Raw genomic sequence first — 24,241 nt, 5'->3', positions numbered from 1 at the left:
AGTTTTTTTATGCTATCGCATCAGGAAACAATTATTCGTCTTGTGCTTGCTGCTGTATTTGGTGCCGCTGTTGGTTTAGAGCGTGAACGTAAAAATTGGACTGCCGGTATGCGGACGCATATGATGGTTTGTCTCGGTGCTTCCTTGATGATGATGGTTTCGTCCTTTGGATTTTCAGATATTCTTAAAACCGGACATGTGACTTTAGACCCCTCTCGTATTGCTGCACAGGTGGTGAGTGGTATTGGGTTTTTGGGTGCAGGCACGATCATGTTTCTCAGACAAGGTATTGTGAAGGGCCTTACGACTGCCTCGGGCCTATGGACTGTTGCAGGAATTGGTCTGGCATGTGGCGGTGGAATGTATTTTGCCGCACTAATTGCTACGATCTTTGCACTTATTATCTTATGGATGTTGCAACCTCTTGAAAAGAGGTTTGTACAACGCTATACGCAACGCGTTTTACGTTTAACACTCACTGATGAAGTCAATCCAATGCAATTAATTAGTGAATGGTTTGATGCTGATCGGATCAAGTTAGCTAATATGTTTTTTGATAAGACCAATAAGGAGATTACCATTGAAATAGAGTTTCAAGGAAATGAGAATAACGAGATTTTAACGGCGATACAAAAAATTCAGCACCATAGCGCTATTAAGGAAATTGTTTGGAGGAAATAAACTATCTATTATTTATCCACTGGTACGTTTTCGGTACTTTTAGCCTCTAAAGCCTCTAATGTTTTCGTTGGTTGTTTATCCTTTGCATACAACCCCCCGCCAAATATACCGTGCCAAATATTCCTGGATTCTTTTGTTAAAATAGGAGCCACAATAGCCAGAATTAGTACATATACAACAACAAAAGATTGAATGATCGGATTAAGTCCACCGGCTTTTCCTATGTTCGCCATAATGATAGAAAATTCGCCTCTAGCTGACAAAGTGAAGCCGATGTCAAAAGAAGTTTTCTTTTTCAGACCTGCAAAACGGGAGGCAAAATAGCCAGAAGCGAGGTTCCCGAAAATAGTCACAATTGCGGCAATTGCTCCCCACATAACGGCGCCACCTAAGGAGAAGGGATCAATAGATAAACCAAAGCTAAAGAAAAACATCGCTCCAAAGTAATCTTTGTAAGGTAAAACACTTTGCTCAATCCGTTTTATATATTGGGAATCTGCTAAAACTAGCCCTGCCATTAAGGCCCCGATAGCTTCAGCTACATGAATTGTTTCCGAAAAACCAGCTACTAAAAATAGCAGTGCGAAAATGATCAATATAAACAGCTCACCCGATTTAATATTTAATACTTTATCAATATAGGGTATCAATTTCCTTCCAAGGATCAAAAAAAGTAGAATGAAAGCCAATGCCAATAGTGAAGTGCTCGCAACAGTCCAGAAAGAGCCCCCGCCGGTAAGTACCAAACCGGATAAGAAGGAGATATGCATGGCGATGAATAAATCATCAAACATGATCATTCCCATGATAACTTCTGTTTCCGGATTCGCTGTTCGTTTCAGATCAGTCAATACCTTTGCAACAATTGCGGTGGATGAACTGGTCATGATACCACATAGGATCATCATTTCAGCAAAAGGCAAATTCATCATCCACCCAACCAGTAAACCAGCAACAAAATTTAAAAACACGTAGATAGACCCACCAGATACGATTGCTTTCCCTGATTTTATAAGTCGACCGACTGAAAACTCAAGCCCTAAATAGAAAAGTAAAAATAAAACGCCTAATCTGCCCATAAAATCGATAAATGGCTTACTTTCCGTAAATTGTAAATCTATCAGACCGATCGTTGGTGCATGTTCTCCTAAAGCCATACCGATCAAAATAAAAAAGGGTATAACTGAAAAACGTAATTTATTGGCTAACAGGCCTACTAGGGCAACGAGTCCGACGGCTATTCCAATTTCTAAGATCAGGGTTTCTGTATGCATACTGTCACATGGGTTTCCTATAAGGTTTAGCTATACAACTTGATAGCTTTTTAATAATTCTTTTAATGTTTTTATATTGCTCCGCTTTCCTGCAACAACTAAGGTGGTACCAGGGGTTATTAAATAATCGGGGCCTGGATTTATGATGCTATCCTCGTTTTTGATTGCTGCAATAATAGAAGCACCCGTTTTTTGCCTCACCCCCAATTGTCCGATAGTTTGCTGGTTGATGACCGCCTTTTCTTCGATTTTGTACCATTCAATTACAAGATCGTTCACTGCCAATTCCATCGTCTCAAGCGCTTTGGGTTTATATGACAAACCGCCAATAATACCCGCGACTTGACGAGATTCTTCGTCACTCAGCGTCATTACACATTTAGATTCATTTTCTTCTTCATCTAAACGATACAATTCACGATTACCATCATCGTGGATAACCACTACCATATTATCACCGGCTCCGGTTTCAATTTGGTATTTCTTACCTATACCAGGTAAGTCACTTTCCCTAACTATAGACATTTTGATCCTTAATTTAATTAACAATTATATAGGCCGCGCATATCGCCGGGCCCGTGCTATCTATTTGGTGGAAATTTAATTGTTAGTAATCGACTATCGAATACTCTACAAACAAATTTCAAAGATACTAAAAATATCTCAGGTTGGCGACTCGCTGCTTAAGTATACTTGAATCGAGTGCTAAGTTTTCTTCTAGATTGACGGTTTGTGGCAATTTACGAAATCTATTGATATGCTGTTTTTTTTGGTTAACTTTCGCTATGCAGAATTTATTGACCGCCGCTCAAATTCGAGAAGTAGATGCTTATACGATCGCAAACGAACCAATTTCGTCGATTGATTTAATGGAAAGAGCAGCAAATGCTTTCGTGAATAAATTCGTTCACTTATATGCAGACTTAATGCCGGTATTAGTTTGTTGTGGTACCGGTAATAATGGTGGCGACGGTTTAGCCATTGCCCGTTTACTTTTTGAAAGAGGTTATACGCACATTAACGTGTGGATTGTTAGGTACAATGATAAAAAGACAGATGATTTTGAGAAGAACTATCAACGTTTATTAAATTATCCTATTCAAATTCAAGAGCTATACCCTACAGATCCGATACCCACAATAAACGCAGGCATTGTTGTCGATGCACTCCTTGGTTCCGGACTTAATAAGCCTCTAGTTCATCCTTGGCGTTTTCTTGTGAAGCAGATTAATAAAGAAGCAAAAATGGTGGTTTCTGTGGATATCCCAACAGGAATGCCCTCGGAGGGTAATATGACAGATTTCGAAGAGATTGTTGTCGCGAATGATGTGATTACCTTTCAATTACCAAAACTGAGTTTTTTATTTCCCGAGAGCAGAAAGTTTTTGAAAAGGTTCCATGTGGTTGACATAGGTTTGCAGCAAAATTTCATCGCTTCCTTGGAGGCGGACTTCTGTTCGGTTACAGATGCAGATATCTATGCACGATTAAAGTTACGTGAGGCTTTTAGCCATAAAGGTACCTATGGGCATGCGTGCATTTTGGCGGGTAATGAGAATACAATGGGAGCAGCACTGCTGTGCGCTGAATCCTGTTTATATACCGGTGCAGGGTTAACTACAGTTTGTATACCGGGAAGTGGATTGAGCGCACTTAATGCACGTTTACCGGAAGTAATGGCATTAAATCGTTCGAAAATAGCTGAATTGACGACCGGGAAGTATGATGCATTGGCAATAGGGCCCGGTTTGGGAACAGAAGAAGAAATGAAGGGGGCTTTAGGTGAATTACTAACGGATGATCTTCCTCCTTTAGTGTTGGATGCAGATGCACTGAACATGTTAGCCGAAAATAAAAGTTTGTTAAAGCTGCTAAAAGAAGGAACTATTCTTACGCCACATATGAAAGAATTTGATCGTCTCTTTGGACAAAGCGATCAATGGTGGGATCGTGTTATGAAAGCAAAGGAGGAGGCATTAAAGAGGAAATTGATCATCATCCTCAAAAATCGTTATACTTTTATCGCATTACCTGATGGGAAGATATGGATTAATTTTACCGGGAATCCCGCTATGGCTAGTGGGGGCATGGGAGATGTGCTGACCGGCGTACTGGTTGCTTTGCTAGCACAGGGCTACAAAGCGGCAGAGGCCGCGATGCTTGGAGTTTTCATGCATGGAAAAGCAGGTGATTTGTTAGCGGAGGAAGGAATGGGAGTGATACCCGCAACTTGCCTGATAAAAAAAATCCCCAATGTTATTGGAGATTTTTCATCAATATCGTAATATATTTTATCACTTACTGCATATCAAACAGGTGCTTTTCTGCATGATAAGAAGAACGTACTAGAGGACCGCTCTCGACGTATTTAAATCCCATTTTTAAGCCAATCTCTTGATAACGGTTAAATTGTTCCGGTGTAATCCATTCAACCACCGGATGATGGGCTTTCGTAGGTTGTAAATACTGTCCTAATGTAAGAATATGTACACCGGCATCATATAGATCTTGCATCGCTTCGATTACATCGGCTTCGGTTTCTCCAAAACCAAGCATTATACCTGATTTTGTGCGTAAACCTGCAGCAGATATTCTTTTCAAACAGGCTAAGCTTCTGTCGTATTTAGCTTGTATACGCACTTCCTTAGTGAGACGTCGAACTGTTTCCAAATTGTGCGAAACCACTTCGGGACGCACAGCCAATACGCGATCTAAATTTTCCCAAATTCCTTTGAAGTCCGGAATGAGCGTTTCAAGCGTAGTTCCTGGGCTTTCTCGTCGAATGGCATTTACAGTTTCGGCCCAAATAATTGAACCACCATCTTTCAGGTCATCCCTATCCACAGAGGTAATTACGCAATGTTTTACTTGCATAAGTTTAACCGAGGTAGCTACACGCATAGGCTCATCTAATTCAACCGCTTTTGGCCTACCAGTCGCTACTGCGCAAAATGAACAGGACCGCGTACAGATATTGCCTAAAATCATAAAAGTTGCTGTACCTGCCCCCCAACATTCGCCCATATTGGGGCAATTACCGCTTTCGCAAATCGTATGGAGTTTATGTTCGTCTACTAAACCTCTTACATGTTTGTATTCTTTACCTACGGGAAGTTTAACACGTAGCCAATCTGGCTTGCGTTGCAATTGATTGGCAGGAATAACGGGTAGTTCAATCATAACACAAAAGTAGTTAATAATTTTTTAATTTAGTGGCGTATTTGTGTTGACTTGGATAGTTGGGTACTCAAATAATGGCTTATTACATTCTAATTATATTTTACAATGGCTACAGTTGAAACGACCTATTTAGGCGATTTACGAACCGAAGCGACGCATGTGCAATCTCAATCGCTATTAATAACCGACGCACCTGTCGATAATCAGGGTAAAGGGGAGGCTTTTTCGCCAACCGACTTATTGGCTGCCTCATTAACGAGTTGCATGTTAACGATTATGGGAATTGTTGCAAGAGCCCACGAAATCAAACTTGGAGAAGTACAAGCGTCTACTACGAAGATAATGCAGGCAAATCCACGAAAAATTGCTGAGATACAAGTTGTATTGAATTTTCCCGAGGGGATAAACTATTCAGATCATGAGCAACGCATTTTGCAAAGGGCTGCGGAAACTTGTCCCGTTTATTTAAGTTTACATCCTGACATTAAGAAAAGCCTGACGTTTAACTGGCCATCTTAACCACAACCCTGGCCACTTCTATTTCGCTATGGGACTCGTTGTATAGGCAATGATCGCCTTTCACTAACAATACTTGAGGAGACTCATGTCTTACATTCCACTTAGCTGCGATTTGATTAGATATATCACGATATTTAATCAAATCGACTAAGTATACGGGTATTTCTTCCGGTATAAGGGACGATTCGAATTCAAACGTTCTTTTTGCCATCCCACTTACCGGACAACGTGTACTATGTTTAAAAATAATAGCATACGAATTTGAGTCGGCTATCGCTTCAAGCACGTCTGGTGAGTTCAGTTCAATCCATTTCATATGTGTCGTACTAGGGTTTTGTAAGTTTGTCAGATTCAACATTGATAAGGGCTGATACAATAGGGAATTTCATGAAAAAACCATTTTTTGTATCGATGAAAGCCGTAGCGAGAACGAGTCCGCCTCCTACATCTTTGAAATTGGATGCGAGGAAATTGTATTTGATATGGCCTTCCTGATCAAGGGCCTGCCATTGAAAGATCTGACCTGTATTGGTATCGATGTATACTTTTGATCGAAATTGTACGCTATCTGTGGGCAATTGCTGTATTTCAATTACATTATATCGAGTGCTTCCAATTAATTCGGTCTCTTTTACGGTGAGCAGCGAAGGATCTGTGAGATTCTTTGGCGGAAATAACCAAAAGGTCTCTGTATTAAAGGCGCTGATGACGGGGAAAATAATATGAGCAGCGGAATCATTATTATTTATAATTTTATTATCCACAAAGGCCTTGCCTTTATTATTCTCTGCATTGAATAACACGACAACTTTTTGCGCCCGCTCATTGGTTCCTTCAAAACGGCAGTTTCCTGTATTTCGATCCCATATATAAGCGTGTTCCCGGGACAATGTTTCATTGAGATTGGCATGACAGCTGAACATAAAATAACGGGCTTCATTCCAACCCTGTTTACCACCAAGACCTTGCCATATTAGATCAACAATTTGATCCTTAGTCTGAGAAAAAGCTTGTTTTTCGGTAAAAGAAAGTAAAAAAAGTATCAAAAAAAAAGCACGTTTAATCTTTAAAGTACGCATTTTCTCGTTTTTTGTAATTTACATGCTAAATTCTCGTGTTCGTTTCATACAAACATTACCGAACCTTCTTATAAAAATCGGTATGTTATTCGTGAACAAGTTATGTGTTGAATTGTTTCAAGTGAAGGTACTTAAGATGATGATGATGATCACTGCTTACCTTAACCTTTTTGTTTTAGGATAAGAATTGTAAGCGGGACATGTTTTACGAGCGCAGCCTTGGAATAAAAATAAACCGATAGCCAGCAGAATGATATAAATTAATGAATTTTTCATGGTCCATTTATTATATAAAGCAAGTAAACATACCCTAAATATGGGTAATTAGCAAATATTTTATAGCTAAGCGCTTATAGATTTGCTCAAATTCGCCATTTGAATAGCGGTTACTGCTGCTTCTTCGCCTTTGTTACCATGTTTACCTCCTGCACGTTCCAATGCCTGCGCTAATGTATTGGTTGTGAGCACACCGAAAATTACGGGTTTATTATATTTTAAGGATACGTTTGTAACACCGTTTGCTACCGCCTCGCATATAAAAGTGAAATGCGGCGTATCGCCCTGTATGACACAACCAAGGCATATTACAGCATCTATTTGCTTCTTCCGCAGGATAATATCAGCACCGGCACTCAGTTCGTAACTTCCCGGTACTTGTAAGACGTGAATTTTATCTTCAAGGGCACCCTGTTTAAGAAGTCGGTTATACGCGCCTTCCAATAAAGGAGAGGTTACTTGTGCATTCCATTGTGCAACAACAATAGCAATTTCCAAATTGGCTGCGGAACCCACTTCAAGATGGGAAAAATCAGATAAATTTTTTAAGTTTGTTGCCATTTGAACATCTTATAAAATTGCGCTCGGTTAGTGAGCCTCACAGCGAGCAATATAGCCATCGATAATGGAAGCTTCGTAACTTTGCGGATAGTCTTTTTTGATTTTTTGATAATTTTCTAACGCAGACTTATAATCATTCTGTGCTTCGTATACTAATCCCAGTTTTTTTAGAAACAAGGGCGCTGTAAAGGAATTGTCACTTTTGCTTGCCGCTTTCTTATACTGATCCGCCGCTTTTTTATAATCTTTTAACTCTGTGTAAGCATCACCCAATAAACCGGTTACTAGCGGGTCTAAAACGGGGCTTCCGGTATCCGAATATTTGGACAAGGCGTTAGCGGCCTCTTGATATTTGCCCTGACGTAAATACAGACCACCTAAATAAGCATTTGCTACGTTTGCCGATTTTGTGTTTGAATATTCCTCTGCAATTTCTTTGAAGCCGGGGTAAGAGCCGTCTCCATCAATAGCTCTGTTTTGTAAGGAGTCTATCATCGCATATTCTTCAGCTTTAAACATCTCATTCGTGGCTCTCTCTGCTCTTGGGGCTAGATAGAAACGTTGATAACCGATATAAAGCAAAATCAAAACAACAATGCCTATAGCAATAAATGCTAGACTTTTCTGATTGTCGCGGATAAAACTTCCTGTTCCGCTATTTTTTGTATTATTAACGCTCACGTTATTTTTTGGTTAATTTGAGTTCAGTTTTTTAAGATTGCAAAAATACATTTTTAAACCTTAGATACAAGAACCAAGTATAAAAGATTTTTAGAGAAGATCGTAAGGTATGAAGTGAGAGGTTGTAAGTTGTAAGATATAAGGTTGTGAGGTATAAGGGAAGTAGCAATCAGTAACGAGGTCCTTATACCATTCAGCTTATTTGCGTCTTGCGGCTTATTTATCTATGTTTGTACCTATGTGGGTTAAAGAATTAACAGTCATCAATTTTAAAAATTATGAAGAAGCTTCGTTAACATTTGCTCCGGGCGTGAATGCTTTTACAGGAGATAATGGTGCCGGGAAAACAAATATTTTGGATGCATTGCATTATCTTTCGCTATGCAAAAGTTACTTCAACCCAATTGACTCGCAACAAATCAAACAACAAGCTGATTTCTTTATGGTGCAAGGGGTGTTTGAAAGGGAAAATCAAGAGGATGTTTTGGCATGCAGCTTAAAGCGAAACCAAAAGAAACAATTTAAGAAGAACAAAAAAGATTATCAGCGGCTAGCTGATCACATAGGTGCTTATCCTTTAGTGATGATTTCCCCTAACGATTCGTTTATCATTTCGGAGGGAAGTGAGGAGCGGCGTAAATTTATCGATAATGTGATTTCACAAACAGATAATCGGTACTTGGACAATTTAATCTTATACAATAAATATCTTCAGAGTAGAAATAGTTTATTGAAGCAGCAGGCCCAGAGCAAGAACTATGACGACGATTTACTAGCCATATATAATGAACAACTAGCGCAGGTAGGTGAACAGATTTTTGAAAAACGTAAGCTTTTTATCAATCCATTTATAGAAATCTTTAACAAACACTATCGACACTTAAGTAATGAAATGGAAACGGTTGAATTGATTTATGAATCGCAGTTGTTTGGAAATAGTTTTGCCGATTTACTGAATAGCTCTTTGTCAAAGGACCGTATCTTGGAGCGAACAACGGTAGGAGTCCATAAAGATGATCTGCAATTCACCATTCAGGGTATGCCCTTGAAAAAATTCGGGTCACAGGGGCAGCAAAAATCGTTTTTAATCGCACTAAAATTAGCGCAATATAGCTTTTTGTGTAAAGAGAAGGGGTTTAAACCCTTGCTGTTATTGGATGATATTTTTGATAAATTGGACGACAAGCGTACCAGAAAGCTGATGGAAATGGTTTCCCATGACGATTTTGGACAGATTTTTATCACAGATACAAGTATAGAACGTGTTCAAAATACCTTTCGGGGTATCGATGTCGATGTACGAGTCTTCGAAGTTGACAAAGGGAAGATACGCTAACTATAGTGGAATAATGACGGACTGGCGGGGCAAACAGTCGATATCATACTTTCTGATTAATGTTGAAAACTTTTACGCTAAATCATCAGTCTATTCGTAACTTTGGATGTCAACAATAAAGATCAACTTCTTTTTGTTCTCCAATTATGGAAGCAGCCGAGAAAGAGGCCCTTCGCAATTTTCTTGTCATATAGCTTCAGATTATTTTAATGTCGATCGTATTTATTCAAATTAAGAATGGGCCGTACAAATGATAAAACACTAAAAGAAGCCATCAGTCAATACCTAGATGCATTGAAATTGCGACGGAAATTTGATGAGACTTCTATATTGGCTGCCTGGCCGGAATTAATGGGCACGGCAATAGCCAATCGTACAAAGCAGCTATTTATACGGGATAAGAAGTTGTTTGTAAGAGTGGAATCGGCTGTTATAAAGAATGAACTGCTCCTTATGCGTTCTCAGATCATTGGTAAATTAAATGAATATGTTGGGAGGGTGGTGATCGAAGATGTTGTTATTTTATAGATCCAGATTTTTTATGAGTGCATCAATATCGAGATCGATAACATTAATGTGATGATGCGCTTTTGCATAAAAAGGATGCCGAACGCGCATTCGTTCGTTAATGAATTCGAAAATTTCTTCTTCGCTTAGATCCTGAATTAAGGGTCGTTTATGCCTTTTGCTCGCGGCCAATCGTTTTGCCAAGGCAGCTGTCGGAATTTGTAGGTAGAGCGTAATACCGTTTTTATTCATCCACTCCATATTATCAAAGAAGCAAGGCGCCCCGCCTCCTGTTGCTATTATTGCTGCTTCCGGAATGGAAAGATTTTGTAGGATATCCCTTTCTTTGATTCGAAAAGCCTCTTCTCCATACTGCTTAAAATAGTCGGTAATTGACATCCCTGCCTGTTCCACAAAGGTTTCATCTAAATCGATGAATTTTCTGTTTAAAGCTTGGGCTAATTTTTTACCATTTGTGGTTTTTCCAACGCCCATAAAGCCTATTAGGAAAACATGCTTCTTTAACATGAAATATTATTGCTTAATCTAAGTGTTCAAAATAACGTTTGGCTAGGGTTTCAAAAGACGGGAGCGTGCGGTAATGCCACTTCTTGACAACTATTCCGTTTTTTAACAACATAATGCCTGGGTTAGCCCGTACCATGCTTTTCAATGGAATTGCATCCGCAAAAAAAGTTTCCGCATAAAGCTTTGTTTGACTGTCGAGTTCGCTTACCTGTTGAGCGGTACTTGCGGTAAGTAACACCGTCCGTATGTTATATTCTTCTGAGGCTCGTTTAGCAAGTTCATTCACTTTATTCAAGGCTTTTAGATTGGCCTTATCGAGATTATAGGAAACAAATAGCAGGTTATAATAAGGATTCTCGATGATTTCCTTGGTGTAATCGACACCTTGCGCATCCGTTATGCTTAAATCTTTAATGGGAGCCTGGTAACCTTCTTTTACTAAACGACTTGTGGGATCTCCTATAACCTCCCAGTTTTCATCTTTCCAAAGCTCTTGTTGGAGATAGACCTTATCGGTCACTGATTTAGTTTCCTTGGTTGTTTTATTTTGAAGTGTATATGTGATTTCATATTCATCCAAGGGCGCTCCTTTGGGAACGTGCATTAAGGCAGGTAGATTGTTTCCCGCCTTGTAGGGCAGAAAATCAATAAAGGGTAAGAAATTATACGTGTAGATACCGATGCCTATACTGATAACTATTGCNTTTGGGAACGTGCATTAAGGCAGGTAGATTGTTTCCCGCCTTGTAGGGCAGAAAATCAATAAAGGGTAAGAAATTATACGTGTAGATACCGATGCCTATACTGATAACTATTGCGGCCGAGAGGGTGAGTACCTGACTGATTTCATTAGAAAACAGCGGTTTTATATTTTTTCTGTTAAAAAAAATGATGAGAATAAAAAGCAGTAAGATTAAATCTTTAGTAAACGATTGCCAGGGTGTTAATTTTATCGCATCACCGAAACAGCCGCAGGAAGTTACTACGTTAAAAAATGCCGAATAAAAAGTAAGGAATGTGAAAAATATAATCAACAACAATAAACCGAGCGAAACTTTTCTACTATACAGACCGAAAAGCAACAGAGCACCGAGAACCATTTCCAGGCTACATAAAACGATGGCAATAGCGACTGCATAATCATTTAAAAATGCTATATGAAAAACTTCGAAATACTCTTGCAGTTTATAGGCAAATCCAATGGGATCATTTGCTTTGATTAACCCCGAGAAAATAAATAAAAAGCCAACAAACAAACGGGAAAAGGCCAGTAGAAAGGAACTTTTATTTCGCTTTGCGGTCGTGAGGGTCATAACATCTTATGCGTTTTGAATTTGTTCTTCCGTAGGATTTGTTAATTTAATGAGCGCGAAAACGGCGTAGTTGAGCATATCCTGATAATTAGCTTTTACTCCCTCCGAAGCGATGGTTAGTCCGCTGTTGTCTTCAATTTGTTTTACTCTGAAAATTTTCATCAGAATCAGATCCGTGAGCGAGCCCATCCGGAGATCTCTCCAAGCTTCACCATAATCATGATTTTTTGAAAGCATGAGCTCTTTCGTTTCGTTGATATACTGTTCATACAATTCTTTAACTTTTGCAATTGGCAGATTCTCTTCAGCGTTAGTCGGTAACTCCAGTTGAATCATGGCAATTATACAATAATTGATGATACCTATATATTCAGAGGGAATATCATCGGGGATTTTAGCAAACTTATTTTCTTCAATGGTTCGAATGCGTTGGGCTTTGATGAAGATCTGATCGGTAACGGAAGGCAATCGCATAATTCGCCATGCTGTTCCATAATCGGCCGCTTTTTTTACGAACAGGTCTCTACATTTGGTAATTATTGTATCGTATTCCGCTGAAGTATTCATTTGGTTTTAGTTCAGTATATTTATTGTTCTCGCAAGTTCTTGTGCAAACCTAACACAAAAAAAAATCTATTTCGAATATATCGAATTGAAATTTAAAAAAACATCGGAAATGTAAAAACCTGATGCATTAATGAAAACTTTGTACTTTTGCTAGCTTAATAGTATCAAGCTCTTTTCAAGAATATATCACTTTATGGCAAAATCAAAAAAAAATAACGAACAGCATCCTAACGCAATTGTAAATGAAAAAGCCTTGAGTTTTTTCGAAAAATATATCAATAATCCTTCACCTACGGGCTATGAATGGGAGGGCCAACGCATTTGGTTAAATTACATTAAACCTTATGTAGATGAAACGTTCACAGATAGTTATGGTACAGCAGTAGCGGTCATTAACCCGAAGGCCGATTACAAAGTGGTTATTGAAGCTCACTCAGATGAAATTTCGTGGTTTGTTAATTACATTACAAACGAAGGGCTTATTTACGTTATCAGAAATGGAGGCTCTGACCATCAGATTGCACCTTCCAAACGTGTACATATACATGGTGATAAAGGTATTGTTAAAGCCGTATTCGGATGGCCTGCTATCCACACAAGGGGAGGAGAAAAAGAGGAGGCGCCCTCATTAAAAAATATTTTTCTCGACTGCGGTTGCACAAGCAAGGAAGAAGTTGAAGCACTCGGTGTTCATGTGGGATCCGTTATCACTTATGAAGACGAATTTATGATATTGAATGACCGTTATTATGTAGGACGCGCACTCGATAATCGAGCAGGAGGCCTTATGATTGCAGAGGTAGCTCGGTTATTAAAAGAAAACAAGAAAAAGCTACCTTTTGGTTTATATATTGTAAATGCTGTGCAAGAAGAAGTAGGTTTACGTGGTGCAGAAATGATAACTCAGACCATCAAACCCAATGTGGCCATTATAACGGACGTAACACATGATACACAGACACCGATGATCAATAAAATTACGCAAGGCGATTTAGCTTGTGGAAAAGGTCCCGTTATATCATATGCACCATCTATTCAAATTAACCTAAACAAGCTTTTAATTGATACAGCCATTGAAAAGAAAATCCCTTTTCAACGCCAAGCCTCTTCTCGCGTCACGGGTACCGACACAGATGCTTTTGCCTATTCTAATGGAGGTGTTCCTTCGGCACTGATATCGCTTCCGCTCCGGTATATGCATACGACGGTCGAAATGATCCATAAAGAAGATGTAGATAATGTTATTCGATTGATCTACGAAGTGCTTTTAAGTATCCAAGCGGATCAAGACTTTAGAACGTTTGCTAAATAATTAAACTTACGCTCGTATGCTCATTAGGCTGGGCGTACGAGTTAGCTACTTCTCGATGAAATACCTTACATTATTTATGGCCATTTGCTGCGGTTTGGTCGTTGCCAACCTGTATTACTGCCAACCTTTGCTTCCGCTGATTGCGCATGACTTTGGTATACAGGAAGCTGAAGCCGGAAGTATTACCTATATTACACAATTAGGTTATGCGGCCGGTCTATTGCTCTTCGTTCCGCTTGGCGATCTATTGGAAAAGAAGCAGCAGATTATCGTCACAACAACTTTTTCCGTCATTGTTCTCCTTGGAGCAGCCTTCACTAAGTCGTTTTTTATACTGCAAGTATTGTGTTTTTTAATTGGACTTTTTTCTATTGTACCACAGTTGATTATTCCCCTTGCGGCCAGTCTTGCTTCTGATGAAAAACGAGGCAGTGTGATTGGCTTGGTAATGGGGGGATTATTGATAGGTATCGTTTCCTCCAGATCATTAAGTGGTTATATAGGTCATGCTTTCGGTTGGCGGCAAATGTACTATACAGCTGCAACAATTTGCTTTCTCTTAGTGTTGATCATGCAACGTGTATTCATTGAAAGTAAACCTACTTATCATGGTACTTATCGATCCCTCATGTTATCAATCGTCCACTACGTAAAAACTTTTCCGCAATTACGGGCAGCCTCGCTCAGTAATGCCTTATCATTTGCTAGTATGAGTGCTTTCTGGGTTACCATGGTATTATTTTTGTCAGCTAAACCTTTTGAATATAATACCGTTCAGATTGGCCTGTTTGGTGTTATCGGTGCTTCAGGAGCACTAGCCGCGCCCTTAGTTGGAAAAAAAAGCAGCGGAAGCACCGCTGTTGTGAAAAAGATATCTTTATTGGGCTTATTGGCGCAATTACTGGGCTATGTCGCTTTTTATTTTACCGGTAATGCGCTCATATTGCTTGTTATTGGTATTGTCTTAATAGATATAGGCCATCAAGCTTTGCAGATTAGCAATCAAACGCTTATTTATTCATTGAAACCAGCAGCTAGAAACCGCTTCAACACTGTCTTCATGACCTCGACTTTTATTGGCGGAGCGATCGGTTCGGCCATTGGGATTTTTTTGTTTCATATAGGAGGTTGGGATGTATTTTGCTTAGGCATCAGCGTCTTAATCTTATGCAATGCGTTTATTACCATGAAGCGGCGATAGATGTTTCGTTCCTCGCTTAAAAACTATTCATTAGCTGTTCTCGCCAGTTGATAAATACGACCCTTATCCCCGGCGAGCAATACAAATTTACCGCTCTCAGAAGCCCGAACTACATTGTAGCTTTTTTCATCCAGCACCTTCCATGACTGTCCACTATCTATCGAGAAGTCGGTACCTGAGGTACCCGTTGCAATCACCAAGTCGTCATCAATAAATTCAACGCAAGACTTAAAGCCAGATAATCTTGTTTTAGGTGCATTCCAGGTTGTACCATTTCCTGACAATTGGATAACATTATTGTTGTTTTTGAAATTTTTGTAGTCACCGCCGATAGCGATCAGTTGCTTTTGTCCATTAATGGCCAATGAAAAGATACCTTGTGAAGCCTCGCCTTGCTCAATAGGTACTTTATAGCTCGTCCAAGACTGTCCATAGTTATAAGAAAACAGCAAACGTGCTTGTGTCCCGCCAGTTCCGATCCACACTAAACCATCCCCCGTTGTTCGAATACTGGTACCGCTTGCTGCGAAGCCAGCTTCGCCGATTTTCATTTGCATATTTGCTTCGTCACTGATATTCAGCCACGTTCGTCCACCATCTTCGGTTGCTATAAGCTGAAGCTTACCCTCAATCGGATCTCCAAATACAATACCTCTTTTCTCGTCCCAAAACCCCATACCATCGTAGAAGATTTCTTTGATATCGTAGCTATGCACTTTCTCCCAAGATTCTCCACCGTTTTCCGTTAATAAAATTACTGCAGGACTACCTGCATTCACCATCAGTGCCTTTTTATCGGAAAAGGCAACCACCGATCGGAAATCGAAATCTTCATAACCCTTGGCAACTATCCACGTCCAATTTTTACCTCCATCGGTTGTTTTTGCGACCGTTCCTTTTGTTCCTGAAATCCAAGCCACCGAATCATTAGGAATAGACATTCCTCTAAAGCTGACTTCATTTCCTTCTTGCAATTTCTCGAGTTTATATGGCTGGCTTTTTGCTGTGCCAATAGCGATAAGGAAGACAAAAGAGAGTATAATTTTATGCATAGTATGAATTCCTTTCAACATCGTTGATTTTGGTTTGCATGACGAGCTTTCTTACTTCAACAGCCTCTTTAACATCGTGTACTCGGATTATTTCAACTCCGTTGATCAGTAAGATTGTGTTTAATACAGTTGTTCCATTTAACGCCTCTTGAGGCCCTCCATCCAATAATTTATAAATCATTGACTTCCGCGACAGGGCCCCTAATATAGGTAGACCTAAAACTTTCAATTCACTGATTCTACTCAATAACAGGTAGTTCTGCTCTAATGTTTTGGCGAAACCAAAGCCAGGGTCAACAATAATATCTTTTACACCGGCCAAACGCAGTGCTTTAATTTTTTTTGTAAGGTCGAGGATAATATCGTTTATCAGATTTTGATAACCGGTATTGTTTTGCATAGTTTCCGGTGTCCCTCTGCTATGCATAAGCACATAGGGAACACCTAATTTAGCGACTGTGGTGAACATCCTGTCATCTAAATTTCCACCGCCGATATCATTAACCATGTGAGCGCCGGACTTTATTGCTTCGGTCGCCACATCTGCACGAAAGGTATCAATAGATAAAATAGCTCCGGGGTAAGTTTTTCGAAGGCCTTCAACGATAGGAATTAAACGGTCTAACTCTTCTTGAAGACTGACCTCACGTGCACCTGGCCGTGAAGAGTAAGCGCCAATATCGATGATATCCGCTCCTTCTTCCAACATCTTCCCCCCATGCTCCAAAGCGCTATTTAGGTTACTGTGCTTCCCACCATCAAAAAATGAATCGGGCGTTATATTAAGTATCCCCATAATCTTAGGGGTGTGGAGATCCAATAATTTACCACCCACATTGCAAAATTTCATATGTCGATATTTAACGGAGGGGTTCGCCCTGTTCGCCTCAAAAATGACTTTTATTTTTTGCAAACTTATAGAAAAACCGTTTATCATACAATAAAATTGATTTTCGCTCGGACCGTCATCGCTAAAACATAGGTAAAAGAAACCTTTCTTATACTATGTTAAAAAAAGCAAACTTTCTTGGATGGTTGGGTTTACAAACATTTTGGCTATTATCTACGTTATAGGAAAGAAGCTCACCTTCAAAGGAAAAAATATGAATTTCATAGAAAAATTTGATCAGGGAAGCCAAGATCGCGTTATTTTATGTTACGAAGACATCGGAGAAGGACCACCGCTCATCCTCATTCACGGGTGGCCCTCCAATCATTTAATGTGGGAACCTCAGGTAGATTTTTTTGTTCAACAAGGATTTAGATGTATCACCTATGATAGAAGGGGCTTTGGCATGTCTTCCCACCCCTTACACGGATACGACTACGATACCTTAGCCGATGATTTAAATGAAATAGTGATACAACTTGACTTACATCAAGTGATTTTAGTGGGATTTTCAATGGGAGGGGGAGAAGTTGCTCGATACTTCACTCGTTATGGGGATAGCCGCGTACCTAAAGCGGTTTTGCTTAGCTCGGTTACACCTTACATGCTTAAAACGTCGGATAATCCCGACGGCTTGGAAATTAAAGTGTTTAGCGCAATGATAGATGGACTCACAAGTGATAGACCAGCTTTTTTGGAAGGATTCTTTCATGATTTTTTTGGTGTTAATCTGGTTAACAAACCGATCAGTAAAGCAATGTTGGAATATCAAATTTCAATTGCACTCACGGCATCTCCTTTAGCCACCAAGCAATGTGTCAAAACCTTTTCGGAAACTGATTTCAGAGAAGACTTAGCAAATATTTCGGTTCCTACGTTGATTGTTCACGGCGACGCAGATAAAATTGTTCCAGAAGATATAAGCGCCAACATTACCAGTACTTTGATAACTAACTGTCAATTTATTCTATATCCTGGTGCTCCGCATGGGTTGTTTCTGACGCATAGAGAAAAACTGAACAATGATCTGTTACTGTTTTTTCGTGATTCATTGCAGTAATATACAGGCGCTTGGTGTATCTCAATTAGGGACTAAAAAATTAACCTACTGATTGTAAAATGGATAGTCGCAATGTGTTGTTCATAATTCACATTTATGAAAAAGCTTCGTACCTTTAATTGATTAAGATTCATAAATATGTCTGATACTACGATTAACATTCCGCGCCTCGACTTATTAAAGTTTACGGAAGGGACGGCTGAACAACGGAAGCAGTTTTCTAACGATATTGGAAAGGCTTTTACAGATACAGGATTTGTGACTATTGCCAATCATGGAATGAATAAAGAACTCATTGATGGATTGTACGAAGTAGTTAAACAGTTTTTTGATTTGCCGGAAGCGGCAAAACGAACCTATGAAATACCTGGTTTAGCAGGACAGCGTGGTTATACGTCAAAAGGAAAAGAAAAGGCAAAGGACGCGAAAACCCCCGATTTGAAGGAGTTTTGGCAGCGTGGCCAGACGATCATTGATGATGAAGCGTTGCGAGCATCCTATCCCGAAAATATTGAAGTACAGGAGCTTCCGCGCTTTAATGCTCTAACTGAAGAGGTTTACCGTCGTTTAGAAACAGCGGGTCGTGCTTTATTGAGAGCCATTGCTAACTTCTTAGAATTAGAGGAAAACTATTTTGAAGACAAGGTGATTAACGGTAATTCGATCCTCCGGGCAATACATTATTTTCCGATTGAAAATCCAGATGAAATTGCGCCTGATGCAGTTAGGGCAGGAGCACATGAAGATATCAATTTAATCACCTTATTAATTGGGGCGAGTGCTGACGGATTGGAAGTGTTGACAAGAAATGGCACCTGGTACCCGGTAAAGGCTTTTGGAGAAGATATTGTAGTCAACGTTGGTGATATGTTGCAAAGGCTGACTAATAATAAACTGAAGTCCACCACACACCGCGTGATAAACCCACCGAAAGAATTGATGAGAACTTCCCGTTATTCGGTGCCCTTCTTTTTACATCCTAAAGCCGAAATGAATTTAGCAGCTTTGGAAAATTGCGTTGATGCTACCAATCCCAAGATTTATCAGGATTGTACAGCAGGCGAGTACTTGGAAGAGCGTTTGCGGGAAATTGGACTGAAAATGTAGTTTGAGTGAGCCGAAAACCCTATCCTTCCCCGACACCAAAACACAAATATTTTATTTCCATATATTCCTCGAGTCCGTATTTAGAACCTTCTCTTCCAAGTCCGGACTCCTTTATACCACCGAATGGCGCAACTGCTGTCGAAATAGCCCCTTCATTTATACCCACCATGCCAGCCTCTAATGCTTCCGCAACACGCCAACAGCGTTTTACATTTTCACTGTAAAAATAAGCGGCCAGCCCGAATTCAGTTTGATTTGCTAATCGTATGGCTTCTTCCTCCGTTTTAAATCGGAAGAGGGAAACAACTGGACCAAACGTTTCTTCGTGAGCAATTTTCGCGTTTAAGGGAACTTCGCTCAATACTGTCGGTTCAAAAAATAGATTAGCGATTGCTTTACCGCCTGTAAGTATGATTGCCCCCTTCTGTACGGCATCTTTTACATGATCTTCCACCTTTTTAAGTCCATTTTCATTAATTAATGGTCCAACTTCTACGCCTTTATCTAAACCATTGCCGACTTTTAGATCAGCGACAGCTTTTGTTATTTGCGTTGCAAATGTTTCGTAAACGGCATCCTGCACTAGAAATCGATTAACGGCAACGCACGTTTGACCTGAGTTTCTAAACTTTGAAGCAATAGCACCCTTTACGGCCGATTTTATATTGGCGTCATCAAATACAATAAAGGGTGCGTTGCCCCCAAGTTCTAATGAGACCTTTTTGATAGTTGATGCCGCTTGTTGCATCAGTGTTTTGCCAACCGCCGTTGAACCGGTAAATGAGATTTTTCTTATTGTCGGACTTGTACATAATAGCTTGCCAATACGAGCCGAGTCTTTTCCAGTTACAACATTAAGCACACCCTTTGGCAGGCCGGCGATTGTTGCAAGATGAGCAATCGCAATAGCAGTCAATGGCGTTTGAGAAGCAGGTTTTAATATCACGGTGCAACCGGCTGCTAGCGCAGGAGCCACTTTTCGTGTTACCATGGCTAAAGGGAAGTTCCATGGGGTTATAGCGGCACTTACCCCTATTGACTGTCTTAACGTAATAAGCTGTTTACCGTTTGTAGGAGACGGAATCTGATCACCGTATGCACGCGATGTTTCTTCTGCAAACCAATTAACGAACGAGGCACCATAATTTACTTCAATTCGACTTTCTTCTAATGGCTTGCCCGACTCGACCGTTATAATTTCCGCAATTTCTTCTGCATGTTTAATAAGCAAATCATACCATTTTTTTAAAATCGTACTACGTTCTGCAACCGGGGTCGTTTTCCAGGGTATCCAGGCCACTTCCGCAGCATCAATAGCTTGTTCAATATCTTTGGCCGCTAGATCAGTTACCGAAATGACCGCTTCACCTGTTGCTGGATTAACAACATCGAATGTCTTTTTGCCGAGCACCTGTTCCCCATTTATAAACGCGGCACCATTTATCAATTTATTTCTTGTTTTCATCTGTTAACGTTAACGCTTTTGACCCAATCAAAATAATTCATCGCTTTCAATAAAAAATGTTATAAACTTAACACCGATTTCGCTTCTTGGTTTTTGTCTATACCACCAAATTTAAGAAATCGAAAGGACTGAAGTAAAAGGAGGAGATGATGCGATCGGCGAACCTCATGAAAGTGTTCTTTTGACCTATTTCGCTTGACTTATCCCGGTAGGTCTGCATAAAGGCACCTTATCTAGGATGGCTATTGAATTTCTGGGCACATAAAGAGTAACCGATTTCAGGTTTTTACCTAGAAACAACTAACTTTGCACCTTAAATCCGATTCTAAATAAATGGTAAAAATTCGGCTTGTTTTTCTGTTACTCCTAGGTTTTATTTCTTTCACTTCGCACGCTGTTCAGGACACGACTGTCCGTAAACCGGTGCCCCTTTCTTTGAAGTACCTGGTGCGGGATTCTGCTCGTTTTGCGCGTGCCATTGAAAAGCAACGAATTAAAGATTCATTGGCTAGGATAGCGGATTCGCTAGCGACGGTGCGGGATTCTATGCGAATGTACTATCTAAAACCACTCGCAGTGGGAAGTAAAAATCAATTTTTAGATAGTTTAAGGAAGCTCTATATTATTACGAATGGGAATACCCTCACTTGGGGGAAAAACATCCATTATAGCGGAAGCAAACAATTGGGCGTGCGGAAAATATACCGTCCAAGGTGGGTCTTATATGCTGTTTTTTCTTTGTTTCTGTTTTTTGCACTCATTAGGATGTTTTTTATGAAGGATTTGGAGGCGATAGCTACTTCTTTTTATAGTAACCGGGTTCTTTTACAAGTAAGCAAAGAAGATAATTTAATCACTTCCTGGCCTTTTGTTTTCTTGTATCTATTGTTTGGATTTACTATCGGTCTTTTCCTGTATTTGTTTGTTTCGTATAGTCAAATTCAACCGGGATATTCAGAAATCGGTTTATTTTTTACGATCACAGCCTTAGTGCTGGTACTTTTTGTTGTTAAGATTTTAATAACACGAACGATTGGTTTTGTATTTGGCATTCAAAAGCTCGTTAGGGACTATATCTCAATATTATATTTAAGTTATTTTAATGCAGCTATAATTTTTCTTCCCTTACTTTTGGTGTTGAGTTTGGCGCCTACAGCATATGTAAAAGTTTGGGTTCTAGTCTCTTGTGCTGTAGGTCTTTTTGTCTTTGCGATGCAATTTATACGTGCCTCAAATACTGTATTAAAAAGCTATCAGTTTTCAAAGTTTTATTTATTTATTTATCTTTGCACCCTCGAAGTTGGTCCAATACTTATTTTGATCAAGTTATTAGGCATTTAACCGAACAAAAATAAACACACGTGGCAGCAGAAGATAGAGAAAAAAAAGTAAAAAGCATCTTAGTAACCTTACCGAGACCTGAGAATGATAAATCGCCTTATTTTGCGTTGGCTAGCAAATATAATTTGAAACTGGATTTCAGAGCGTTTATTCATGTTGAAGGTGTTCCTGCTAGAGAATTTAGGAAAGAGCGAATTAACCTAGCCGATTTTACCGGGGTAATCTTCACCAGTAGAAATGCAGCGGATCATTTTTTCCGAATTTGTGAAGAGATGCGCTATGAGGTCCCCGCCGATCTAAAGTACTTTTGTTTGTCGGAAACAATAGCACTTTATTTACAGAAGTACATTCAATACAGGAAACGCAAAATTTTCTTCGGTAAGCAAACTGCCCAGGATTTGGAAGAAGTACTCAAGAAGCATGCGAAGGAGAAGTTTCTCTATCCTTGCTCGGATGTCGCCAATGAGGAAACTCAAAATTGGCTGCAAGAAAATGGTTATGACTTTACGCCTGCCGTCTTGTTCAGGACCGTTGTAAGCGATTTGTCCGACCTCGCTAATGTGTTTTATGATGTTATTGTGTTTTTTAGCCCGTCGAGCATCCAGTCGCTTTTTGAAAATTTTCCGGAATTTAAGCAAAACGATACCCGCATTGCCGCTTTTGGACCTAGCACACACCAGGCCATAGCAGATAGAAACCTGATATTGGATATTGCCGCACCGACACCTGAATCTCCAAGTATGACAATGGCTGTAGAACAATATATAAAAAAAGTGAATAAGTAATTAGATTTTAGAACTTATAAAAAAAGAGCAGAGCCTATTAGGCTCTGCTCTTTTTTTATTGACGCCGCGTAATTACGCGGCTGTTGCTTTAAAGGTTTTATAAATAATGAACAAAGTGAACAAAGCTTAGCCTGTTAAGTCAAATTATATTTGTTACAAGGCTATTATACCTGCTGACGGCTATTTTATTTTAGCCGCGTGAGTGATTATGAGGTCGTTAGAATGATCAATATGAGGAAATTTTACTACTGTTGTTTTGCGTTGTTATGTTTATTTGTTGGTGCGTGTGGTAATCGTAAAGCAGGCGGTGAACTGACAGGTGTTAGATTGAAAGGACTGAAGTCGAGTAAGGCCCCGAAAGGAATGGTTTTTATTCCGGCAGGAAGTTTTATAGCGGGTCAGTCTGATGAAGATATTACAAGTGCGCAGATTGCACAAAATAGACAATTTACCCAATCGGCTTTTTTTATGGACGAGACGGAGATCTCCAATAGCCAATATCGGCAGTTCGTCAATTGGGTAAGGGATTCCATCGCCATTACGCAATACTTAAACGATCCATCATATTTTATTCAAGGAAAAGAAGGTGATAATGCGGGACAGCGCTTTATTGATTGGCAAAAGATTGGAGACGGTAATGGTATCTGGGGTAAAAAAAATGATAATAAAGATGCCTTAAACCAGATGTACTATCAAGGGGATGACCGAATTTTCGGTCGTGATGAGTTGGATGTACGTTTGCTTAAGTATCATTATGAAATTTATAACCACCGCATGGCTGCCGCTAATAAAAACAACAAAAATATGCGGCGTTCCGATTTTATTATACGCGACACGATCGGAATTTATCCAGATACATTGGTTTGGTTGGCAGATTTTTCATATGCACAAAATGAACCCATGGTAGAGGGTTATTTTTCACATCCCGCATTTCAAGATTATCCGGTGGTAGGTGTTAATTGGCGTCAAGCACGCGCATTCGCTGTATGGCGGACTCGTTTATATGAAAACTATGCACAACGAGTTGGTTTATCTCGATTAGCACGTTTGTCTTACGAGTTGCCTTCAGAACATCAATGGGAATACGCGGCCAGAGGAGGCCTTAATGGGGCACCTTACCCTTGGGGAGGGCCTACTATTCGGAATGCAAAAGGTTGCTTAATGGCAAACTTTAAACCTGGAAGAGGGAATTATGCGGATGACGGAGGCGCTTATACCGTTCCTGTTCATTCTTATTTCCCGAATGATTATGGCCTTTATAATATGGCTGGAAATGTTGCAGAATGGACCGCTTCTTCATTTGAAGAGTCCTCCTCCTCTTTTATTCATGATATGAACCCAACCTATTCATACGAAGCGAAAGGTAATGATCCTGAAATATTAAAGCGAAAAGTAGTGCGGGGAGGATCTTGGAAAGATATTGGTTATTTCTTGCAAAATTCTACACGGACGTATGAATACCAGGATACAGCTAAATCGTATATTGGATTTAGATGTGTAACTTCTTATGCGGGGCGTGATTTATAG

At 39.7% G+C, this 24,241-nt stretch carries 26 protein-coding genes; 12 read left to right on the top strand and 14 right to left on the bottom strand.

All coding sequences use genetic code 11. The features are described from left to right. Positions 1-9 precede the first annotated feature (9 nt). Positions 10-681 (top strand): MgtC/SapB family protein, encoded by a 672-nt coding sequence (locus RYH73_RS10880; protein WP_335313449.1) that lies wholly within the window; start codon positions 10-12, stop codon positions 679-681. A gap of 8 nt (positions 682-689) precedes the next feature. On the opposite strand, the gene RYH73_RS10875 is transcribed toward RYH73_RS10880, so the two are convergent. Together RYH73_RS10875 and RYH73_RS10870 are read right to left on the bottom strand one after the other, a co-directional pair. Next, the gene (locus RYH73_RS10875) at positions 690-1,955 is read right to left on the bottom strand and encodes a cation:proton antiporter (RefSeq protein ID WP_335313448.1); all 1,266 of its coding nucleotides are present in this window, start codon (positions 1,953-1,955) and stop codon (positions 690-692) included. A 30-nt stretch (positions 1,956-1,985) separates the two neighbouring features. Next, positions 1,986-2,480, bottom strand: coding sequence for a cation:proton antiporter regulatory subunit (locus RYH73_RS10870; RefSeq protein ID WP_335313447.1), 495 nt, complete (start codon positions 2,478-2,480; stop codon positions 1,986-1,988). 260 nt (positions 2,481-2,740) lie between these two features. Here RYH73_RS10870 and RYH73_RS10865 point away from each other — a divergent pair, with 260 nt between their 5' ends. Beyond that, positions 2,741-4,240: an NAD(P)H-hydrate dehydratase gene (locus RYH73_RS10865; protein ID WP_335313446.1), complete on the top strand. Its 1,500-nt coding sequence runs from the start codon at positions 2,741-2,743 to the stop codon at positions 4,238-4,240. A gap of 13 nt (positions 4,241-4,253) precedes the next feature. Here RYH73_RS10865 and lipA read toward each other — a convergent pair whose 3' ends face one another. Continuing rightward, positions 4,254-5,135 carry a lipoyl synthase gene (gene lipA, locus RYH73_RS10860; protein ID WP_335313445.1) on the bottom strand — a complete coding sequence of 294 codons (882 nt, stop codon included), beginning with the start codon at positions 5,133-5,135 and terminating at the stop codon, positions 4,254-4,256. 105 nt (positions 5,136-5,240) lie between these two features. Here lipA and RYH73_RS10855 point away from each other — a divergent pair, with 105 nt between their 5' ends. Further along, positions 5,241-5,654, top strand: coding sequence for an OsmC family protein (locus tag RYH73_RS10855; RefSeq protein WP_335313444.1), 414 nt, complete (start codon positions 5,241-5,243; stop codon positions 5,652-5,654). Here RYH73_RS10855 and ytxJ read toward each other — a convergent pair. From ytxJ to RYH73_RS10835, 4 genes are all read right to left on the bottom strand, one after another. Beyond that, positions 5,638-5,970, bottom strand: a complete 333-nt coding sequence (gene ytxJ / locus RYH73_RS10850) for a bacillithiol system redox-active protein YtxJ (protein ID WP_335313443.1) — start codon at positions 5,968-5,970, stop codon at positions 5,638-5,640. The genes RYH73_RS10855 and ytxJ overlap by 17 nt on opposite strands. 10 nt (positions 5,971-5,980) lie before the next feature. After that, positions 5,981-6,733, bottom strand: coding sequence for a hypothetical protein (locus RYH73_RS10845; protein ID WP_335313442.1), 753 nt, complete (start codon positions 6,731-6,733; stop codon positions 5,981-5,983). A 342-nt stretch (positions 6,734-7,075) separates the two neighbouring features. Next, a complete protein-coding gene (ribH, locus tag RYH73_RS10840; RefSeq protein WP_335313441.1) occupies positions 7,076-7,570 on the bottom strand; it encodes a 6,7-dimethyl-8-ribityllumazine synthase in 495 nt (164 codons plus the stop codon). Between the two features lie 27 nt (positions 7,571-7,597). Continuing rightward, positions 7,598-8,251 carry a tetratricopeptide repeat protein gene (locus tag RYH73_RS10835; protein ID WP_335313440.1) on the bottom strand — a complete coding sequence of 218 codons (654 nt, stop codon included), beginning with the start codon at positions 8,249-8,251 and terminating at the stop codon, positions 7,598-7,600. A gap of 238 nt (positions 8,252-8,489) precedes the next feature. Between RYH73_RS10835 and recF the strand changes: the two genes are divergently transcribed. Next, positions 8,490-9,587, top strand: a complete 1,098-nt coding sequence (gene recF, locus RYH73_RS10830) for a DNA replication/repair protein RecF (RefSeq protein WP_335313439.1) — start codon at positions 8,490-8,492, stop codon at positions 9,585-9,587. A 237-nt stretch (positions 9,588-9,824) separates the two neighbouring features. Further along, positions 9,825-10,115: a DUF721 domain-containing protein gene (locus RYH73_RS10825; protein WP_335313438.1), complete on the top strand. Its 291-nt coding sequence runs from the start codon at positions 9,825-9,827 to the stop codon at positions 10,113-10,115. Here the strand turns inward: RYH73_RS10825 and RYH73_RS10820 are convergent. From RYH73_RS10820 to RYH73_RS10805, 4 genes are all read right to left on the bottom strand, one after another. Further along, positions 10,110-10,622 carry a shikimate kinase gene (locus tag RYH73_RS10820; RefSeq protein WP_335313437.1) on the bottom strand — a complete coding sequence of 171 codons (513 nt, stop codon included), beginning with the start codon at positions 10,620-10,622 and terminating at the stop codon, positions 10,110-10,112. The genes RYH73_RS10825 and RYH73_RS10820 overlap by 6 nt on opposite strands. Before the next feature lie 13 nt (positions 10,623-10,635). Further along, a complete protein-coding gene (locus RYH73_RS10815) occupies positions 10,636-11,226 on the bottom strand; it encodes a hypothetical protein (protein WP_335313436.1) in 591 nt (196 codons plus the stop codon). Between the two features lie 58 nt (positions 11,227-11,284). Continuing rightward, a complete protein-coding gene (locus RYH73_RS10810) occupies positions 11,285-11,935 on the bottom strand; it encodes a BT_3928 family protein (RefSeq protein ID WP_335313435.1) in 651 nt (216 codons plus the stop codon). Positions 11,936-11,941: 6 nt separating this feature from the next. After that, the gene (locus RYH73_RS10805) at positions 11,942-12,502 is read right to left on the bottom strand and encodes a DUF1599 domain-containing protein (protein ID WP_335313434.1); all 561 of its coding nucleotides are present in this window, start codon (positions 12,500-12,502) and stop codon (positions 11,942-11,944) included. Positions 12,503-12,695: 193 nt separating this feature from the next. Here RYH73_RS10805 and RYH73_RS10800 point away from each other — a divergent pair, with 193 nt between their 5' ends. Next, positions 12,696-13,814: a M42 family metallopeptidase gene (locus tag RYH73_RS10800; RefSeq protein ID WP_335313433.1), complete on the top strand. Its 1,119-nt coding sequence runs from the start codon at positions 12,696-12,698 to the stop codon at positions 13,812-13,814. 55 nt (positions 13,815-13,869) lie between these two features. Further along, complete coding sequence (locus RYH73_RS10795) at positions 13,870-15,015, top strand: MFS transporter (RefSeq protein WP_335313432.1); 1,146 nt, start codon at positions 13,870-13,872, stop codon at positions 15,013-15,015. Positions 15,016-15,038: 23 nt separating this feature from the next. Here RYH73_RS10795 and RYH73_RS10790 read toward each other — a convergent pair whose 3' ends face one another. After that, positions 15,039-16,067: a WD40/YVTN/BNR-like repeat-containing protein gene (locus RYH73_RS10790; protein WP_335313431.1), complete on the bottom strand. Its 1,029-nt coding sequence runs from the start codon at positions 16,065-16,067 to the stop codon at positions 15,039-15,041. Further along, positions 16,060-16,917, bottom strand: coding sequence for a dihydropteroate synthase (folP, locus tag RYH73_RS10785; protein ID WP_335313430.1), 858 nt, complete (start codon positions 16,915-16,917; stop codon positions 16,060-16,062). Before folP ends, RYH73_RS10790 begins: the two co-directional genes overlap by 8 nt. A 253-nt stretch (positions 16,918-17,170) precedes the next feature. Between folP and RYH73_RS10780 the strand changes: the two genes are divergently transcribed. Continuing rightward, the gene (locus RYH73_RS10780) at positions 17,171-18,016 is read left to right on the top strand and encodes an alpha/beta fold hydrolase (RefSeq protein WP_335313429.1); all 846 of its coding nucleotides are present in this window, start codon (positions 17,171-17,173) and stop codon (positions 18,014-18,016) included. 138 nt (positions 18,017-18,154) lie between these two features. After that, the gene (locus RYH73_RS10775) at positions 18,155-19,123 is read left to right on the top strand and encodes an isopenicillin N synthase family dioxygenase (RefSeq protein WP_335313428.1); all 969 of its coding nucleotides are present in this window, start codon (positions 18,155-18,157) and stop codon (positions 19,121-19,123) included. 19 nt (positions 19,124-19,142) lie between these two features. Here RYH73_RS10775 and RYH73_RS10770 read toward each other — a convergent pair whose 3' ends face one another. After that, positions 19,143-20,588, bottom strand: a complete 1,446-nt coding sequence (locus RYH73_RS10770) for an NAD-dependent succinate-semialdehyde dehydrogenase (protein WP_335313427.1) — start codon at positions 20,586-20,588, stop codon at positions 19,143-19,145. Positions 20,589-20,921: 333 nt separating this feature from the next. On the opposite strand from RYH73_RS10770, the gene RYH73_RS10765 reads away from it, so the two are divergent. The 3 genes from RYH73_RS10765 to porK all read left to right on the top strand — a co-directional run bounded on the left by RYH73_RS10765 (position 20,922) and on the right by porK (position 24,241). Further along, positions 20,922-21,929 carry a DUF4271 domain-containing protein gene (locus RYH73_RS10765; protein ID WP_335313426.1) on the top strand — a complete coding sequence of 336 codons (1,008 nt, stop codon included), beginning with the start codon at positions 20,922-20,924 and terminating at the stop codon, positions 21,927-21,929. Between the two features lie 20 nt (positions 21,930-21,949). Beyond that, positions 21,950-22,714 carry a uroporphyrinogen-III synthase gene (locus RYH73_RS10760; RefSeq protein WP_335313425.1) on the top strand — a complete coding sequence of 255 codons (765 nt, stop codon included), beginning with the start codon at positions 21,950-21,952 and terminating at the stop codon, positions 22,712-22,714. Between the two features lie 231 nt (positions 22,715-22,945). Beyond that, positions 22,946-24,241, top strand: coding sequence for a type IX secretion system lipoprotein PorK/GldK (gene porK, locus RYH73_RS10755; protein WP_335313424.1), 1,296 nt, complete (start codon positions 22,946-22,948; stop codon positions 24,239-24,241).

It is taken from the genome of Olivibacter sp. CPCC 100613, assembly GCF_036959255.1.
In the GTDB taxonomy this organism is placed as follows: Bacteria; Bacteroidota; Bacteroidia; order Sphingobacteriales; family Sphingobacteriaceae; genus Olivibacter.
This window is presented reverse-complemented; position numbering and strand designations above follow the sequence as displayed.

What these genes read in the sequence shown, in the direction of transcription:
- RYH73_RS10775 (WP_335313428.1), top strand. Translation starts at nt 18,155, where the DNA reads ATGTCTGATACTACGATTAACATTCCGCGCCTCGACTTATTAAAGTTT.
- porK (WP_335313424.1), top strand. Translation starts at nt 22,946, where the DNA reads ATGAGGAAATTTTACTACTGTTGTTTTGCGTTGTTATGTTTATTTGTT.
- ribH (WP_335313441.1), bottom strand. Translation starts at nt 7,570, where the DNA reads ATGGCAACAAACTTAAAAAATTTATCTGATTTTTCCCATCTTGAAGTG.
- recF (WP_335313439.1), top strand. Translation starts at nt 8,490, where the DNA reads ATGTGGGTTAAAGAATTAACAGTCATCAATTTTAAAAATTATGAAGAA.
- RYH73_RS10825 (WP_335313438.1), top strand. Translation starts at nt 9,825, where the DNA reads ATGGGCCGTACAAATGATAAAACACTAAAAGAAGCCATCAGTCAATAC.
- RYH73_RS10800 (WP_335313433.1), top strand. Translation starts at nt 12,696, where the DNA reads ATGGCAAAATCAAAAAAAAATAACGAACAGCATCCTAACGCAATTGTA.
- RYH73_RS10805 (WP_335313434.1), bottom strand. Translation starts at nt 12,502, where the DNA reads ATGAATACTTCAGCGGAATACGATACAATAATTACCAAATGTAGAGAC.
- RYH73_RS10865 (WP_335313446.1), top strand. Translation starts at nt 2,741, where the DNA reads ATGCAGAATTTATTGACCGCCGCTCAAATTCGAGAAGTAGATGCTTAT.
- RYH73_RS10870 (WP_335313447.1), bottom strand. Translation starts at nt 2,480, where the DNA reads ATGTCTATAGTTAGGGAAAGTGACTTACCTGGTATAGGTAAGAAATAC.
- RYH73_RS10780 (WP_335313429.1), top strand. Translation starts at nt 17,171, where the DNA reads ATGAATTTCATAGAAAAATTTGATCAGGGAAGCCAAGATCGCGTTATT.
- RYH73_RS10795 (WP_335313432.1), top strand. Translation starts at nt 13,870, where the DNA reads ATGAAATACCTTACATTATTTATGGCCATTTGCTGCGGTTTGGTCGTT.
- RYH73_RS10790 (WP_335313431.1), bottom strand. Translation starts at nt 16,067, where the DNA reads ATGCATAAAATTATACTCTCTTTTGTCTTCCTTATCGCTATTGGCACA.
- RYH73_RS10855 (WP_335313444.1), top strand. Translation starts at nt 5,241, where the DNA reads ATGGCTACAGTTGAAACGACCTATTTAGGCGATTTACGAACCGAAGCG.
- folP (WP_335313430.1), bottom strand. Translation starts at nt 16,917, where the DNA reads ATGAAATTTTGCAATGTGGGTGGTAAATTATTGGATCTCCACACCCCT.
- RYH73_RS10845 (WP_335313442.1), bottom strand. Translation starts at nt 6,733, where the DNA reads ATGCGTACTTTAAAGATTAAACGTGCTTTTTTTTTGATACTTTTTTTA.
- RYH73_RS10815 (WP_335313436.1), bottom strand. Translation starts at nt 11,226, where the DNA reads ATGCACGTTCCCAAAGGAGCGCCCTTGGATGAATATGAAATCACATAT.
- RYH73_RS10875 (WP_335313448.1), bottom strand. Translation starts at nt 1,955, where the DNA reads ATGCATACAGAAACCCTGATCTTAGAAATTGGAATAGCCGTCGGACTC.
- RYH73_RS10765 (WP_335313426.1), top strand. Translation starts at nt 20,922, where the DNA reads ATGGTAAAAATTCGGCTTGTTTTTCTGTTACTCCTAGGTTTTATTTCT.
- RYH73_RS10820 (WP_335313437.1), bottom strand. Translation starts at nt 10,622, where the DNA reads ATGTTAAAGAAGCATGTTTTCCTAATAGGCTTTATGGGCGTTGGAAAA.
- RYH73_RS10770 (WP_335313427.1), bottom strand. Translation starts at nt 20,588, where the DNA reads ATGAAAACAAGAAATAAATTGATAAATGGTGCCGCGTTTATAAATGGG.
- RYH73_RS10880 (WP_335313449.1), top strand. Translation starts at nt 10, where the DNA reads ATGCTATCGCATCAGGAAACAATTATTCGTCTTGTGCTTGCTGCTGTA.
- lipA (WP_335313445.1), bottom strand. Translation starts at nt 5,135, where the DNA reads ATGATTGAACTACCCGTTATTCCTGCCAATCAATTGCAACGCAAGCCA.
- ytxJ (WP_335313443.1), bottom strand. Translation starts at nt 5,970, where the DNA reads ATGAAATGGATTGAACTGAACTCACCAGACGTGCTTGAAGCGATAGCC.